The 13,212-nt window shown below is 61.5% G+C and carries 11 protein-coding genes; 8 read left to right on the top strand and 3 right to left on the bottom strand.

Annotated features, from left to right (window positions below; all coding sequences use genetic code 11):
- Window positions 1–102 precede the first annotated feature (102 nt).
- The 3 genes from HMPREF3055_RS08065 to HMPREF3055_RS09240 are packed head-to-tail and all read right to left on the bottom strand — an operon-like array spanning window position 103 to window position 2,698.
- The gene (locus tag HMPREF3055_RS08065) at window positions 103–1,185 is read right to left on the bottom strand and encodes a hemolysin family protein (protein ID WP_070738806.1); all 1,083 of its coding nucleotides are present in this window, start codon (window positions 1,183–1,185) and stop codon (window positions 103–105) included.
- Window positions 1,182–2,522 carry a hemolysin family protein gene (locus HMPREF3055_RS08070; RefSeq protein ID WP_070738807.1) on the bottom strand — a complete coding sequence of 447 codons (1,341 nt, stop codon included), beginning with the start codon at window positions 2,520–2,522 and terminating at the stop codon, window positions 1,182–1,184. The genes HMPREF3055_RS08065 and HMPREF3055_RS08070 overlap by 4 nt, the downstream gene beginning before the upstream one ends.
- Entirely contained in the window at window positions 2,513–2,698 is a 186-nt protein-coding gene (locus tag HMPREF3055_RS09240; RefSeq protein WP_141747370.1) for a hypothetical protein, read from the bottom strand. Before HMPREF3055_RS09240 ends, HMPREF3055_RS08070 begins: the two co-directional genes overlap by 10 nt.
- A 411-nt stretch (window positions 2,699–3,109) precedes the next feature.
- Here HMPREF3055_RS09240 and HMPREF3055_RS08080 point away from each other — a divergent pair, with 411 nt between their 5' ends.
- The 8 genes from HMPREF3055_RS08080 (at window position 3,110) to HMPREF3055_RS08110 (ending at window position 13,137) form a co-directional block, all read left to right on the top strand.
- A complete protein-coding gene (locus tag HMPREF3055_RS08080) occupies window positions 3,110–6,787 on the top strand; it encodes a multifunctional oxoglutarate decarboxylase/oxoglutarate dehydrogenase thiamine pyrophosphate-binding subunit/dihydrolipoyllysine-residue succinyltransferase subunit (RefSeq protein ID WP_070666777.1) in 3,678 nt (1,225 codons plus the stop codon).
- Window positions 6,788–7,023: 236 nt separating this feature from the next.
- The gene (locus HMPREF3055_RS08085; protein ID WP_005505446.1) at window positions 7,024–7,623 is read left to right on the top strand and encodes a GDSL-type esterase/lipase family protein; all 600 of its coding nucleotides are present in this window, start codon (window positions 7,024–7,026) and stop codon (window positions 7,621–7,623) included.
- Window positions 7,624–7,853: 230 nt separating this feature from the next.
- Window positions 7,854–7,928, top strand: a complete 75-nt coding sequence (locus tag HMPREF3055_RS09560; protein ID WP_095343185.1) for a 50S ribosomal protein bL37 — start codon at window positions 7,854–7,856, stop codon at window positions 7,926–7,928.
- A gap of 157 nt (window positions 7,929–8,085) precedes the next feature.
- Window positions 8,086–8,826 (top strand): sigma-70 family RNA polymerase sigma factor, encoded by a 741-nt coding sequence (locus HMPREF3055_RS08090; protein WP_070738808.1) that lies wholly within the window; start codon window positions 8,086–8,088, stop codon window positions 8,824–8,826.
- 87 nt (window positions 8,827–8,913) lie between these two features.
- Window positions 8,914–9,228 carry a mycothiol system anti-sigma-R factor gene (gene rsrA / locus HMPREF3055_RS08095; RefSeq protein ID WP_049349515.1) on the top strand — a complete coding sequence of 105 codons (315 nt, stop codon included), beginning with the start codon at window positions 8,914–8,916 and terminating at the stop codon, window positions 9,226–9,228.
- A 261-nt stretch (window positions 9,229–9,489) separates the two neighbouring features.
- A complete protein-coding gene (gene aroA, locus HMPREF3055_RS08100) occupies window positions 9,490–10,974 on the top strand; it encodes a 3-phosphoshikimate 1-carboxyvinyltransferase (RefSeq protein WP_070738809.1) in 1,485 nt (494 codons plus the stop codon).
- Complete coding sequence (rsgA, locus tag HMPREF3055_RS08105; RefSeq protein ID WP_049354305.1) at window positions 10,975–12,102, top strand: ribosome small subunit-dependent GTPase A; 1,128 nt, start codon at window positions 10,975–10,977, stop codon at window positions 12,100–12,102.
- 81 nt (window positions 12,103–12,183) lie between these two features.
- Window positions 12,184–13,137 carry an inositol monophosphatase family protein gene (locus HMPREF3055_RS08110; RefSeq protein ID WP_070738810.1) on the top strand — a complete coding sequence of 318 codons (954 nt, stop codon included), beginning with the start codon at window positions 12,184–12,186 and terminating at the stop codon, window positions 13,135–13,137.
- The last annotated feature ends 75 nt before the right edge of the window (window positions 13,138–13,212 follow it).

The raw sequence follows: 13,212 nt of genomic DNA on the forward strand, positions 1-13,212 counted from the left end.
CCCCGCGCCCTCCTTGACGAGGGCGCCGGGCGGACTGTGCGTTCAAAGATTCTCCCGTTTTATTCGGGATATCTCACGATGCGGTTACTGTGCTTCATGCGGCTACTGGACTTCGCGCGCCTGCTGTCGGCGTACACGCTCACGCACCGCATCCTGGGTGGTGTCGTTGATTTCGCCGACGAGCTCCTCCAGCACGTCTTCGAGGAAGACCACGCCGAGGGTTACGCCCTGTTCATCCATAACCTGTGCGATATGGGTTCGGCTGCGCTGCATGGAGGCGAGCGCATCATCAATATCGGTAGTCGGGGTGAGCGTATCCAGGGAACGCAGCTTGTACCAGGGGAAGGGCTCCTCGAACCGCTCGGGGGCGATGGCGAGGGCGTCCTTCACGTGCAGGTAGCCCATGTAGGTTCCGTCGCTGTCGGTAATGACGAAGCGGGAGTAGCCGCTGCGTGCCACGGCGCGTTCCAGTTCGGAGGGGGTGCTGCCGAAGGGCAGGGTGACGAGCTTATCGCCGGGCACCATGATTTCGTAGACGTCCTTCTCGGTGAATTCGAGGGCGCTTTCAATCACGCCGGCGTCGTCTTCCACGGTGCCTTCTGCGGTTGAGGTTGCCACGATGGTCTGCAGCTCGCCCAGGGTGAAGGTGGAGGCGACTTCGTCCTTCGCTTCGACCTTCATGAGCGCCAGCAGCTTATTGGACAGGTTGTTCAGCAGGGCGACCACGGGGGCGAAAATCTTGGAGATGGTCACCAGGGTCGGCACAATCCAGAGAGCCACGCCGCGGGCGGCGAGGGTCACGGCGGCGTTCTTGGGAACCATCTCGCCGAAGATCACGTGCAGGTAGGTAACCAGGATCAGGGTGATACCGAAGGCGATTACGTCCACAATGGCGTGGGGCAGGCCGACCAGGTGCAGGGGCACCTCCAGCATGTGGTGCAGCGCCGGTTCTGAGACGTTCAGAATCAGCAGCGAGCAGATGGTGATGCCCAGCTGGCAGGTGGCGAGCATGAGCGAGACGTTTTCTAGCGCGTAGATGACGGTCTGCGCTCGCTTATTGCCTTCTTCGGCGAGCGGTTCGATTTGTGCTCGTCGGGTGGACATGATGGCGAATTCACCGGCGACGAAGAAGGCGTTTCCGGCGAGCAGGATGACGAGCAGTGCGATGGCTACCCAGTCGTTCATGCGTTGCCTCCCTTCTCGGTCTGTTCCTGTGCACTAGTGGCGGGCGTGGGGGTGAATCGGATGCGGTCCACGCGGCGGCCTTCAAGGGTGTCGACGCGCAGGGTGCCGCCGGGTACGGGGACGCTGTCGCCTACTTCGGGGATGCGGCCGAGGCGTTCCATCATGAAGCCGCCGACGGTTTCGTATTCGGGGCTTTCCTCAACCTCGAGTCCGGGGATGAGCGCGTTGATTTCATCGGGGCGGCGCAGGCCGGAGAACACCCAGTCGCCGTTGCCGTAGCGTAGGGGGCGTTCGGTGCGGCCGCGGTCGTGTTCGTCGGAGACTTCGCCGACGATTTCTTCGACGAGGTCTTCGAGGGTTGCGATGCCGGCGGTTCCGCCGTATTCGTCGAGGACCACGGCGAGCTGCAGGGCGCCCTGGCGTAGCTGGGTGAGCAGCGCATCCAGGTGCAGGGTTTCGGGGACCTGCAGCACGTCTTCTGCGAGGGCGCCGGCTTCGAGGGTTTCGCGTACCTCCGGGGGCACACCGACCGCCTTCTTCACGTGCACGACGCCCACGATGTTGTCGTGGTCGCCCTTATAGAGGGGGAATCGGGAGTGGCCGGTGGAGCGTGCCAGCTTGATGACTTCGGCAACGGGGGCAGTGTCTTCGAGCATGGCGACCTGGCCGCGCGGGGTCATGACTTCGGAGGCGGTCAGCTCGGAGAAGCGCAGGGTGCGGTCCACGAAGCGAGCCGCGTCGGAGTCGAGGGTGCCTTCTTCTGCGGAGCGGCGCACCATGGAGGAGAGCTCTTCGGGGGTGCGTGCGGCGGAGAGTTCTTCTTTGGCTTCCATGCCGAAGCGTCCGAGGATCCAGTTGGCGGAGCCGTTCATGATGCGCACGAGCGGGGACATGACGCGGGTGAAGGCGAGCTGCGCGGGGGCGACTCGACGCGCCACATCGTAGGGTTCGGCGATAGCGAGGCCCTTGGGCAGCAGCTCGCCGACGACCATGGAGAGCAGGGTCGCGATGAGCATCGCCAGCACCAGGGTGAATACGTCGGTCACGCTGGTGGGCAGACCCAAGCTGCTGATGGCGCCGGTGGTGAGCGCCTTGATGGCAGCGTCGAGGGTGTAACCGGTCAGCAGCGTGGTGATGGTGATGCCGATCTGGCAGCTGGAGAGCTGAGTAGAGAGCGTCTTGAGGCAGCGCAGGACGGCGTCGGCTGCTTTATCGCCGGAGTCCTTTGCCTGCTGCACGGTGGCGGTTTCGAGCGCCACGAGTGAGAACTCTACAGCAACGAAGAAGCCCGTTCCCAGGATGAGCAGCAGGCCGATGAGCAGGAGGATTAGATCCACTCAGCCACCGCCTCCATCGACTGGTGTGCTGCGCCTTGGGCTTGGCGGGGTAGCCCCGCAGCCAGGCTGTCCAGATGCTGAGCATCGGAGGTGGTGTTTTTGGGTGTTACAGTGCCGTGTTGTGCAGAGTACGCGGGCAGTATTCTGCGCTGGCTAGTAGTCAGAGTCTTACTCAAAGGGTCATCCATACCCCATATTTTAGCGAAGGTTTCGTCTCTTCCCAGTGCTGTAGAGTGCCTGCTCACAAGCACAAGACAGCACTTGTTGCACACGCGGCTCATTGCTAATCCGTAAGAGTGAAAAATTGCATTGCGGATATGGCGCGATGAGCTGGAAAGTTCACCGTGCTTCTCTTTACACTTATACATAGGAGCATGAGTGTGCCGCCATGCAAGCGGATGAACCCCGACGTTCACGGCACGCTAGGCAGGTTTGTACGGTGCACACCCCGCACATACAGCCACCATCTTAGGCGATGCGCACATGCTCAGCGTGATGATTCGCCCCTCGAAGACGCGGGTCGTCTATGCCGGGGAGAGTCCCGGACGCGACGGATAAATTCACACTAATTGGAAGAGGCGTTTAACGTGCCAAATCTGCCAGAACATCTGGTGCCTGAGGAATTTGCCGGTAACGAATGGTTCGTTGAAGAACAGTACGAGCGTTACCAGAAGGACAAGAACCTCGTGGACCCTTCATGGTGGCCCATTTTTGAGACCATCGACAAGGCGCTGGGAGGCGCCGGTACCGCTAGTGCAGCTCCTGCTGCGGCACCCGCCGCACCGGCTGCACCTGCCGCACCTGTAGCAACTCCCGCCCCCGCGGCACCGAAGCCTGCGGCTGCGCCTGCTAACCCCACCCCTCCCGCTGCTACCAAGAAGGCTGAACCTGTGGAACCTGCTGAAGACAAGATTGTCCCCCTCCGCGGCCCTGCTAAGGCAGTTGTCACGACCATGGAAGAGTCGCTGACTGTCCCCACCGCAACCACCGTTCGTGCGGTCCCCGCAAAGCTGCTCATTGAGAACCGTGCTGCCATCAACAAGTACCTGGCAAGCACCCGCGGCGGCAAGGTCTCCTTCACCCACCTGATTGGTTACGCAGTAATTCGCGCAGTGGCAGCGATGCCTTCGATGAACGTGACCTACGGTGTGGACGAGAAGGGCAAGCCCGTTGCAATCCACAACGCACACGTGAACTTTGGTCTGGCTATTGACCTGCCCCGCCCCGATGGTTCCCGTAACCTGGTCGTTCCGAACCTCAAGGGTGCTGAGCAGCTGAGCTTCCGCGAGTTCTGGGATGCGTACAACGACATCGTTAAGCGTGGCCGTAACGGCGCGCTGACCATTGAGGACTTCCGCGGCACCACTGTTTCGCTGACCAACCCCGGTGGTATTGGTACCGTCCACTCGGTGCCCCGCCTCTCCAAGGGCCAGGCAGCCATCATCGGTGTGGGTGCGCTGGAGTACCCGGCTGAGTTCCGTGGTCTGTCCGAGAAGCTCATCACCCAGCAGGGTCTGTCCAAGATCATCACCCTGACCAGCACTTACGACCACCGCGTCATTCAGGGTGCAGGTTCCGGTGAGTTCCTGAAGCTGGTTGAGCACTACCTGCTCGGCGGCGACGACTTCTACGACGCAATCTTCCGCGACCTGAAGGTTCCTTTCGAGCCGGTTCGTTGGGCACGCGACAACCACGTCGATGACGCTCACGAGATTTCCAAGGTTGCACGTATCCAGCAGCTGATTCACGCGTACCGCGTGCACGGCCACCTGACCGCAGCAACCAACCCCGTTGGTTACAAGATGCGTTCGCACCCGGACCTGAAGCTGGAGAACTACGGCCTGACCCTGTGGGATCTGGACCGCGTCTACCCGACCGGTGGCTTCGGCGGTTCCGAGCGTCTGCCGCTGCGCACCATCCTGGAGCGCCTGCACGAGGCATACTCCGGCTCTCTGTCCGTTGAGTACATGTACTCTGAGGACCCCGAGGTTCGCGCATGGTTCCAGGAGCGCCTGGAGCGCGGCGTTGCTAAGCCCACCCGCGAGGAGCAGCTGCGTGTTCTCTCCAAGCTGGTTGAGGCTGAGGCATTCGAGAACTTCCTGCAGACCAAGTACCTGGGTCAGAAGCGTTTCTCCCTGGAGGGCGGCGAGTCCCTGATTCCGCTGCTGGACGCTGTTCTGGACAAGGCAGCTAACAACGACCTGAAGGGCGTTGCCATTGGTATGGCACACCGCGGTCGCCTGAACGTGCTGACCAACATTGCTGGTAAGTCCTACGCTCAGATTTTCCGTGAGTTCTCCGGCACCGCAGCACCCTACGAGGGTGGCTCCGGTGACGTGAAGTACCACCTCGGTACCGAGGGTGTCTTCACCTCCGATTCCGGTAAGCAGACCCAGGTTTACGTGGCTGCTAACCCCTCGCACCTTGAGGCTGCAAACACCGTGCTCGAGGGTATCGTCCGCGCTAAGCAGGACGTCTACCGCGAGCAGGGCGTTGAGGGCCACCCGGTTCTGCCGATCCTGATTCACGGTGACGCAGCGTTCGCTGGCCAGGGTATCGTCATGGAGACCCTGCAGATGGCTGACCTGAAGGCGTACACCACCGGCGGCACCGTGCACGTTGTGGTGAACAACCAGATTGGCTTCACCACCCTGCCGAACGACGGCCGCACCGCAACCCACGCTACCGACATTGCGCGCATGACTAAGGCTCCGGTCTTCCACGTCAACGCTGATGACCCGGACGCAGTGGTTCGCGCCGCACGCCTGGCATTCGAGTACCGTGAGCGCTTCGGTCGCGACGTTGTCATTGACCTGATTTGCTACCGCCGCCGCGGTCACAACGAGGCTGACGATCCGTCGATGACCCAGCCGAAGATGTACCAGGATATTGACGTCCTGCCCTCGACCCGCACCCTGTACGCACAGGACCTGGTCGGTCGCGGCGATGTCTCTCAGGAAGAGGCAGACGAAGTTCTGGACTCCTACCACTCGAAGCTGGACGCTATCTTCGTCGAGACTCAGTCTTCGGCACCGGCTCCTGCTGGCGCGCACGTTTCCGGTCTGGAACTGCCCGCATCCCAGCAGAACACCGAGGTCGTTCACGGCGGTAAGACTGCAATTTCCCGTGAGACTCTGCAGCACATCGCTGATGCGTTCGGTAAGGAGCCCGAGGGCTTCACCGTCCACAAGAAGCTGAAGAAGCTCATGGAGCAGCGCGTTGAGATGGGCCGCACCGGCAACGTGAACTGGGGTATGGGTGAACTGCTCGCCTTCGGTTCGCTGCTGATGGAGGGCACCGACGTTCGTATGAGCGGTCAGGATGTTCAGCGCGGTACCTTCGTTCAGCGTCACGCTGTTCTGCACGACCACATCACTGATGAAGAGTGGTCGCCGCTGGAGCACCTCTCTGAGGACCAGGGCAAGTTCCGTATCTACAACTCCTTCCTCTCTGAGTACGGCGTTCTCGGCTTCGAGTACGGCTACTCGGTGGAGCGCCCCGACTCGCTCGTGGTGTGGGAGGCTCAGTTCGGTGACTTCGCAAACGGCGCTCAGACCATCATTGATGAGTTCGTGTCTTCCTCCGAGCAGAAGTGGGGCCAGCGCTCCTCGCTGGTTATGCTGCTTCCTCACGGCTACGAGGGTCAGGGTCCTGACCACTCCTCGGCTCGTGTTGAGCGTTACCTGCAGCTGTGCGCTGAGAACAACATGACTGTTGCATGCCCCTCGACCCCGGCTTCGCACTTCCACCTGTTGCGTCGCCACTCTCAGCACCGTCCGTACAAGCCGCTCGTGGTGATCAGCCCCAAGCAGCTGCTGCGTCTGAAGGCTGCTGCGTCCTCCATCGAGGACTTCACCGAGGGTTCGTTCCAGCCGGTGATTGGTGACCGTTCGGGTATCAACCCGGCTCAGGTTGAGCGTGTGGTCTTCGTATCCGGTCGTCTCTACTACGATCTGGAAGCTGAGCGCGAGCGCCGCGGCGACACCAAGACCGCTATTGTCTCGGTGGAGCAGCTGTACCCGCTACCCGAGCAGGAGATCAAGGAGCAGCTGGCTCTGTACTCGAACGCTACCGACATTGTGTGGGCTCAGGACGAGCCTGCTAACCAGGGTCAGTGGCCGTTCATGGCTCTCAACCTGCAGCCGCTGCTCGACCGCCGCATGCGCCTGGCTTCCCGCCCCGCAGCTGCTTCCCCGGCTGCCGGTACCGGTAAGCTGCACGCAGCTGAGGCTGAGGCTCTGCTCAAGCAGGTCTTCGAAGGCTAAGGTCTTCGAAGGCTAAGGTCTTCTACAGCTAATCGGCTCATGATTTAGCTCTTCAAAACCCGTCTTCCCGTCAGATGTTTCTGGCGGGCAGACGGGTTTTTTAGTCTCGGATGCTTACCGGATAGGGTATTAAGTTCGAAAAGAGGCCGGTAAGCGCTTATCCTAGATATGAAGACTATTACTCACGTGCCTTGCCGCCTCTCACGGCGGGCGCATCCTGCTGAAGAAAGAATTCCGTGGAGCAACGCAATATTCGAATTGTGGCAGTCGGCGATGACCTGCTCGCCGGTGTTGGCGACCCCCGTACCCTCGGCTGGTTTGGCCGCGTTATGGCGCGCACCCCGCAGACCACCGCATCCATTGCGGCATATAACCTTGCCGCCCCCAATGAAGGTAGCGAGCAGCTGAATGCACGCTGGTTCGAGGAGGCGCGCCGCCGCTTCGTTCCCGGTGCTGATAACCGCCTCATTATTGCTCCGTCGACCTTTGACATTGATTTGGGTCTGACCAGCGCTCGTTCGCGTTTGAACCTGGCGAACATTGTGGACATGGCGTCGCAGAACAACATTAAGGTTCTGGTTGTTGGTCCGCCGCCGACCCTGGACGCTGAGCGTAACCGCCGTATCGCTGACCTTTCGGCGGCGTACGCGGATGTGGTGACCCGCCGTAACCACGTGTACGTGGATACGTTCAACCCGCTGCTTCACCACGAGCAGTGGCGCAACGACCTTGCCGCTAATGACGGCCGCCCGGGTCAGTCCGGTTACGGTCTGATGGCGTGGCTGGTTCTGCACCGCGGCTGGTACAACTGGCTGAACATTCCTGAGCACGGCTAAGAGCCTGCTCCCCCGGCTGGGGTTGTGAGCTGAGGCGAAGAAAGTTCGTGTTTTTTAGCTCATATCCCGGTTCCAAGATGCAATCATGCCGTTTCTATGAAAAAATAGACGGCGTTGCCCTTATAGCGTGGGCCACCGGTTTTCGGTGACCGCCTCTGCTAGGGCAGGTAATAGGGAGCGCGCACCGCGAAGGTGGGGCGTGCATCCATGAACACTATAAGGAGGCTCTGATGAGCAAGCGCGGTCGTAAGCGCAAGGACCGTCGTAAGGGCGGCGCAAACCACGGTAAGCGCCCCAACGCATAAGGTATCTTGCATACACTTTAAAACCCCGGCGTTTCGGATATTATTCGGACCCGGGGTTTTGCTTTACCCGCAGATGTTTGTGCGCATTCTGCGGAATAAAGAGAAGAATTCTACGTTATGGAAGTGAACGCCTGGCGCGTTCCTGTAGAGGAGAAACATGGCTGAAACCAACACCGCAGCGGATACCCGCGAGCTGCGCGAACGCTTTACCGCGGACGCTATGCAGTATGTGGATCAGCTCTACGCTGCCGCCCTGCGGATGAGCCGCAACTCTGCCGATGCTGAAGACCTGGTGCAGGAAACCTACATGAAGGCTTTTGCTTCGTACCACCAGTTCACCGAGGGTACGAACCTGAAGGCGTGGCTGTACCGCATCCTGACGAATACGTACATCAATTTGTACCGTAAGCGTCAGCGTGAGCCGCAGCAGTCTCAGGGTGAGACGGTGGAGGATTGGCAGCTGGCTCAGGCCGGTGAGCATGATGCGGTGGGTCTGCGTTCTGCCGAGGCGGAGGCGCTGAGTGCCCTGCCGAATACGGAGGTTCGTGAGGCTCTGAACGAGCTGTCTGAGGATTTCCGCATGGTGGTGTACTACTCCGATGTGGAGGGGTTCGCGTACAAGGATATTGCGGAGATTCTGGATATCCCCCTGGGCACGGTGATGTCTCGTCTGCATCGTGGCCGCCGTATTCTGCGTGAGAAGCTGCTCGATTATGCGCGTGAGAACGGTCTGCGCCCGTCGACCATCGCAAAGGTAGAAGCGAAGGCTGAGGCGAAAGCCGTAGCAAAGGCGAGCGCTAAGGGGCAGCCGGCAAAGGCTACTAAGGGCACTAAGGCGGCCAAGGGCGTAAAGTCCCCTCCGGCGGGCTCTGGCTCCAAGGCGCCTGCAGATTCTTAGCTTCGCTCTTCTACACGTGAGCTAGCCCCATGAGGTTGGGGCTAGACTCCCCTAACGCTTTATACCTTCCGTGTGAAAGGAACCCCGATGTCAACCACAGACAAGAATTCTTCTGTCCCTGAAGCCTCCGCGGCTTCTGAGCCGCTGGAGGATTGCGGCGGCCAGCCCTGCTCGGCGGCCCTCAAGCGCCTCTATGAATTCCTCGATAGGGAGCTGAGCCCCGAGCAGCTGCGCACGGTTCAGGCGCATCTGGATGCCTGCCCCGAGTGCGCGGATGTGAAGGACTTTGAGCTAATGATTCGTGAGAAGATGCGTTCTTCATGCGCTCAGCAGGCGCCCGAGCAGCTGAAGGCTCGTCTGCTACAGGATGTGCAGAAGTTCTGCGCCGAGGCTAACCTCTAAGCTACCTCAAGCTCTTGCCCCGCTGGGGGTACAGACATCTGATGATGAGTGAAGGCGGTGCACCAATAACGGTGCGCCGCCTTTACGCGTATTGATTGGTTCGCGCTGTCTGGTTCGTGTTGTCTGGTTCGCGCTGCCTATCTCACCGCTGGAGCCCTCAGCGGCTCGCAAACCCTCAACCGGTAGAATAGGGGTAGACATCAACCGGCGCAGCGTCTCTGATTCTGCGCCCTCCCCATGATTTGAACCAGAAGAGGATGTATGAGCGACGCAGCAGTGCAGCTTTCCCCCGGTGATTGGCCCGCTCCCCTGGCACCCGCCTCCAGCGAAGCCGTTGGCAAGAACGCGCTGGTGCATATTCCGGGTTCTAAGTCGCTCACGAACCGTTATCTGTTGCTTGCTGCTCTGGCTGATTCCCCCTCGTATTTGCGTGCGCCGCTACATTCGCGCGATTCGGCGCTGATGATTGAGGCGTTGCGCCAGCTGGGGGCGGGTATTGAGCTGGTGCCGACCGATTCGCCGTTCGGTCCGGATGTAAAAGTTACTCCCCTCAACTTTGCACAGCCCGGTTCCGCACAAGCGGTGTCGATTGAGTGCGGTCTTGCCGGTACCGTGATGCGTTTTGTGCCCGCCCTGGCGGCGCTGTTGCCGGGTGAGTTCGCTTTTGACGGTGACCCGCATGCTCGTCAGCGTCCGATGGGTCCGGTTCTGGAGGGTCTGCGTCAGCTGGGCGTGCAGGTGGAGTGTGAGCAGGGCGAGAACGCTCTGCCCTTCGTGCTGCGCTCCCCCGGCCTGGCGAGCGCAGAGGGTGTTTCTGAGGCGCCCGTGGTTCGTATTGATGCTTCGACGTCGTCCCAGTTCGTTTCGGCGCTGTTGCTGATGGCGCCTCGCCTGCCGCAGGGCATGGTGCTGGTGCACGAGGGCTCTTCGGTGCCGTCCATCCCGCACATTCAGATGACCGTGGAGGCGCTACGCCAGATGGGTATTCGGGTGCAGGAGCACTACCCGAACCAAGGCAACGAAGCAGAGGGCGGCGAGTACCGTTGGACGGTTCACCCCGGTTCTTTCCCCGGCTTTGAGATGACCATTGAGCCGGACCTTTCGAATGCCGGTCCGTTCCTTGCCGCCGCCGTGGTTACCGGCGAGTCGGTGACTATTCCTCACTGGCCGGCACCCGCGGCTGATTCTTCGGCGGGTACGACCCAGGTGGGCGATATGTGGCGTGAGCTTCTGCCCGCGCTGGGTGCGCAGGTTCGCTACGCTGAAGGCCGTCTGACCGTGAGCGGTCCGGCGCAGCTTCCCGAGGGCGACTTCTCCTTTGACCTGTCTGCCGGTGGTGAGCTGGCGCCGACCATGGCGGCTGCCTGCGCTTTCGTGAAGGGCCGCGTGGAGCTGACCGGTATTGCGCATCTGCGCGGTCATGAGACGGACCGCCTCGCAGCGCTCGCCGCTGAGATTAACCGTCTGGGAGGTACCGCCCACGATACCGCCGATTCGCTGGTGATTGAGGCGCCCATCCCCGCTGCCGCTGAGGCTGCGCCGGTTCTGGCCCGCACCTACGACGATCACCGCATGGCAACCTTCGCGGCGATTATTGGTCTGCGCCGCCCCAATGTGGTGGTGCAGAACGTAGCCACCGTGGCTAAGACCATGCCCGAATTTACCGCAATGTGGGAGGACATGCTGGCGCAATGGCAGGCCGGCGCTTCCACCTCTGACGTTACCGCCGACCAGGAGGTCTTCTAAATGGGTTCTTCCCGTATGAACGTGCGCGATTTCTCCGAATGGGATGAGTCGGATGTGCGCGTGCGCCCAAACAAGAAGGGCTCCCGCCCCCGCACGAAGGACCGCCCGACCTTCAAAGAAGCGATTCGTGGCAGGGTCATTACGGTGGACCGCGGCCGCTGGTCGGTTGTCGTTGATGAGGGTACTGAGAAGGAGCGTACCCTCATTGCGGCGCGCGCTAAGGAGCTGCGCCGCACCGCGATTGTGACCGGTGACTTTGTGGACCTGGTGGGTGATACCTCCGGCGCGAAGGATACCCTGGCACGCATTGTGCGTCTGGGCGAGCGCACCTCGATTCTGCGCCGTAGCGCCGATGACACCGACCCGTCGGAGCGCGTGGTCGTGGCGAATGCTCAGCAGCTGGTGATTGTGGTTGCTGCGGCGAACCCGGAGCCGCGCACCGGCTTCATTGACCGTGCCGTGGTGGCGGCGTTTGATGCCGGGATTGAGCCGATCCTGTGCATTACCAAGACCGATGTGCGGTACCCGCAGAACCTGCTGGATTACTATGCGGCGAGCGGTTTGAAGATTGTGCTGTCTTCGTCTTCGGATGGTTTGGCGCCGAGCCAGGAGGGCGCTGCCGGTTTGGAGTCGGCACCGGTTCAGGAGCTTCTGCAGGAGCTGCTGGGTCAGGTGTCGGTGCTTCTGGGCCACTCGGGTGTGGGCAAGTCGACCCTGGTGAATGCGCTGACCGGCTCCGAGCGTGCGACCGGTCATGTGAACGCGGTGACGGGCCGTGGCCGCCATACTTCCTCGTCGGCGTTGGCGTTGCGTCCGGTGAATGCGAACGGCGACCCGATGGAGCCGGGCACCTGGATTATTGATACTCCGGGTATTCGTTCTTTCGGTCTGGCGCATGTGCCGCCGGAGACCGTTGTGGAGGCGTTCGTGGATCTGGCGCCAGGTGCGGCGGATTGCCCGAAGGCGTGTACGCACGCGGCGCAGGCTCCCGAGTGCGGTCTGGAGGCGTACGTTGCTGCCGGTCACGCCGGTGAGAGCGGTCCCGACCGCCTGGAGTCCTTGCGTAAGCTGCTGCTGTTGACCCCTGAAGAGGGCGATTCGGAGAAGGAACTGGGCGCTCTCGTCTAGGTTCTCTCCCCTGCACTGCACACAGCACTACACACACATTTTTGCTGACTACATCACCGAATACTGAAGAAGAGCATTACTATGAGCCGTCCCCAGCAGTACACCGACGATTTGCGTCTTGCGCATATTCTTGCCGATAGCGTCGATCGTGTGAGCGCCATGCGTTTTCGTGACCGCCCGGTCTTCTCCCCCGCTTCCGAGGTGGTAGAGCCCGCCGAGGCGGCACCCGAGGCGGCACCCGCTGCGGCACCGTTGGCGCCGTGGCAGCAGGCTACTCAGCAGCCCGTAGAACCGCAGGCGCCGGTGCAGGAGCCTGCCGATTACGCCTCGGGTGTGGCTCAGGAGGTTGAGGAGCTTCTGCGCGCGCAGCTGTCGCGTGTGCGTACTCGCGACGGTATTGCCGGTGCGCATGCCGGCTATAACGGTCAGGCGTCGCGCCAGTGGGTGATTGCACCGATTGCTGAGCTGGATAATTTTCGCCGCGGCGTGCCGGTGTGGGCGACTCTGATTGCTCTGCTGGAGCAGGGTGAGCCGGTGGTGGGTGTGGTGTCTGCACCCGCGCTGGGTCGCCGCTGGTGGGCTGCTCGCGGCTCGGGCGCGTACACGGGTAAGTCCTTGGCGCAGGCAACTCGTCTTGAGGTGTCTTCGCTGACTCAGCTGGATCAGCTGTCTGCCGCGTACACCGACCTCTCCTCCTGGAAGGCGGCCTCTGAAGGCGCTGTGGACCGCTCTGGCGAGCTTGTACAGCTTCTGGGCTGCGTGGGTCGTTCCCGCGCGTACGGTTCGTTCTGGGCGGCGTGTATGCTCGCTGAGGGTGCCGTGGACACCGTCGTGGACGCATCCCTGTCTTTCTACGAGGTGGCGGCGCTACTGCCGCTGATCCGCGAAGCTGGCGGCGTCGCCTCCACCCTGGAGGGCGATTTGCCCGAGCATGCGGGTGTTTCGGTCTCCGGCGTGCACCCGGTGTCCCTGGTGGCAAGTAATACGGCGGCGGTCCAGCAGCAGGTGCTGGAGGCGCTCGCACCCTGTTCCTAGTTTCTGCCCCTCCATCTGAGCAGGAAGCAGTAAAAATATAGCGAGGCGGCGGCTTTCCGAGAATGGAAAGCCGCC

The sequence above is a fragment of the Rothia sp. HMSC061C12 genome (assembly GCF_001815755.1).
Classification (GTDB): domain Bacteria; phylum Actinomycetota; class Actinomycetes; order Actinomycetales; family Micrococcaceae; genus Rothia; species Rothia mucilaginosa.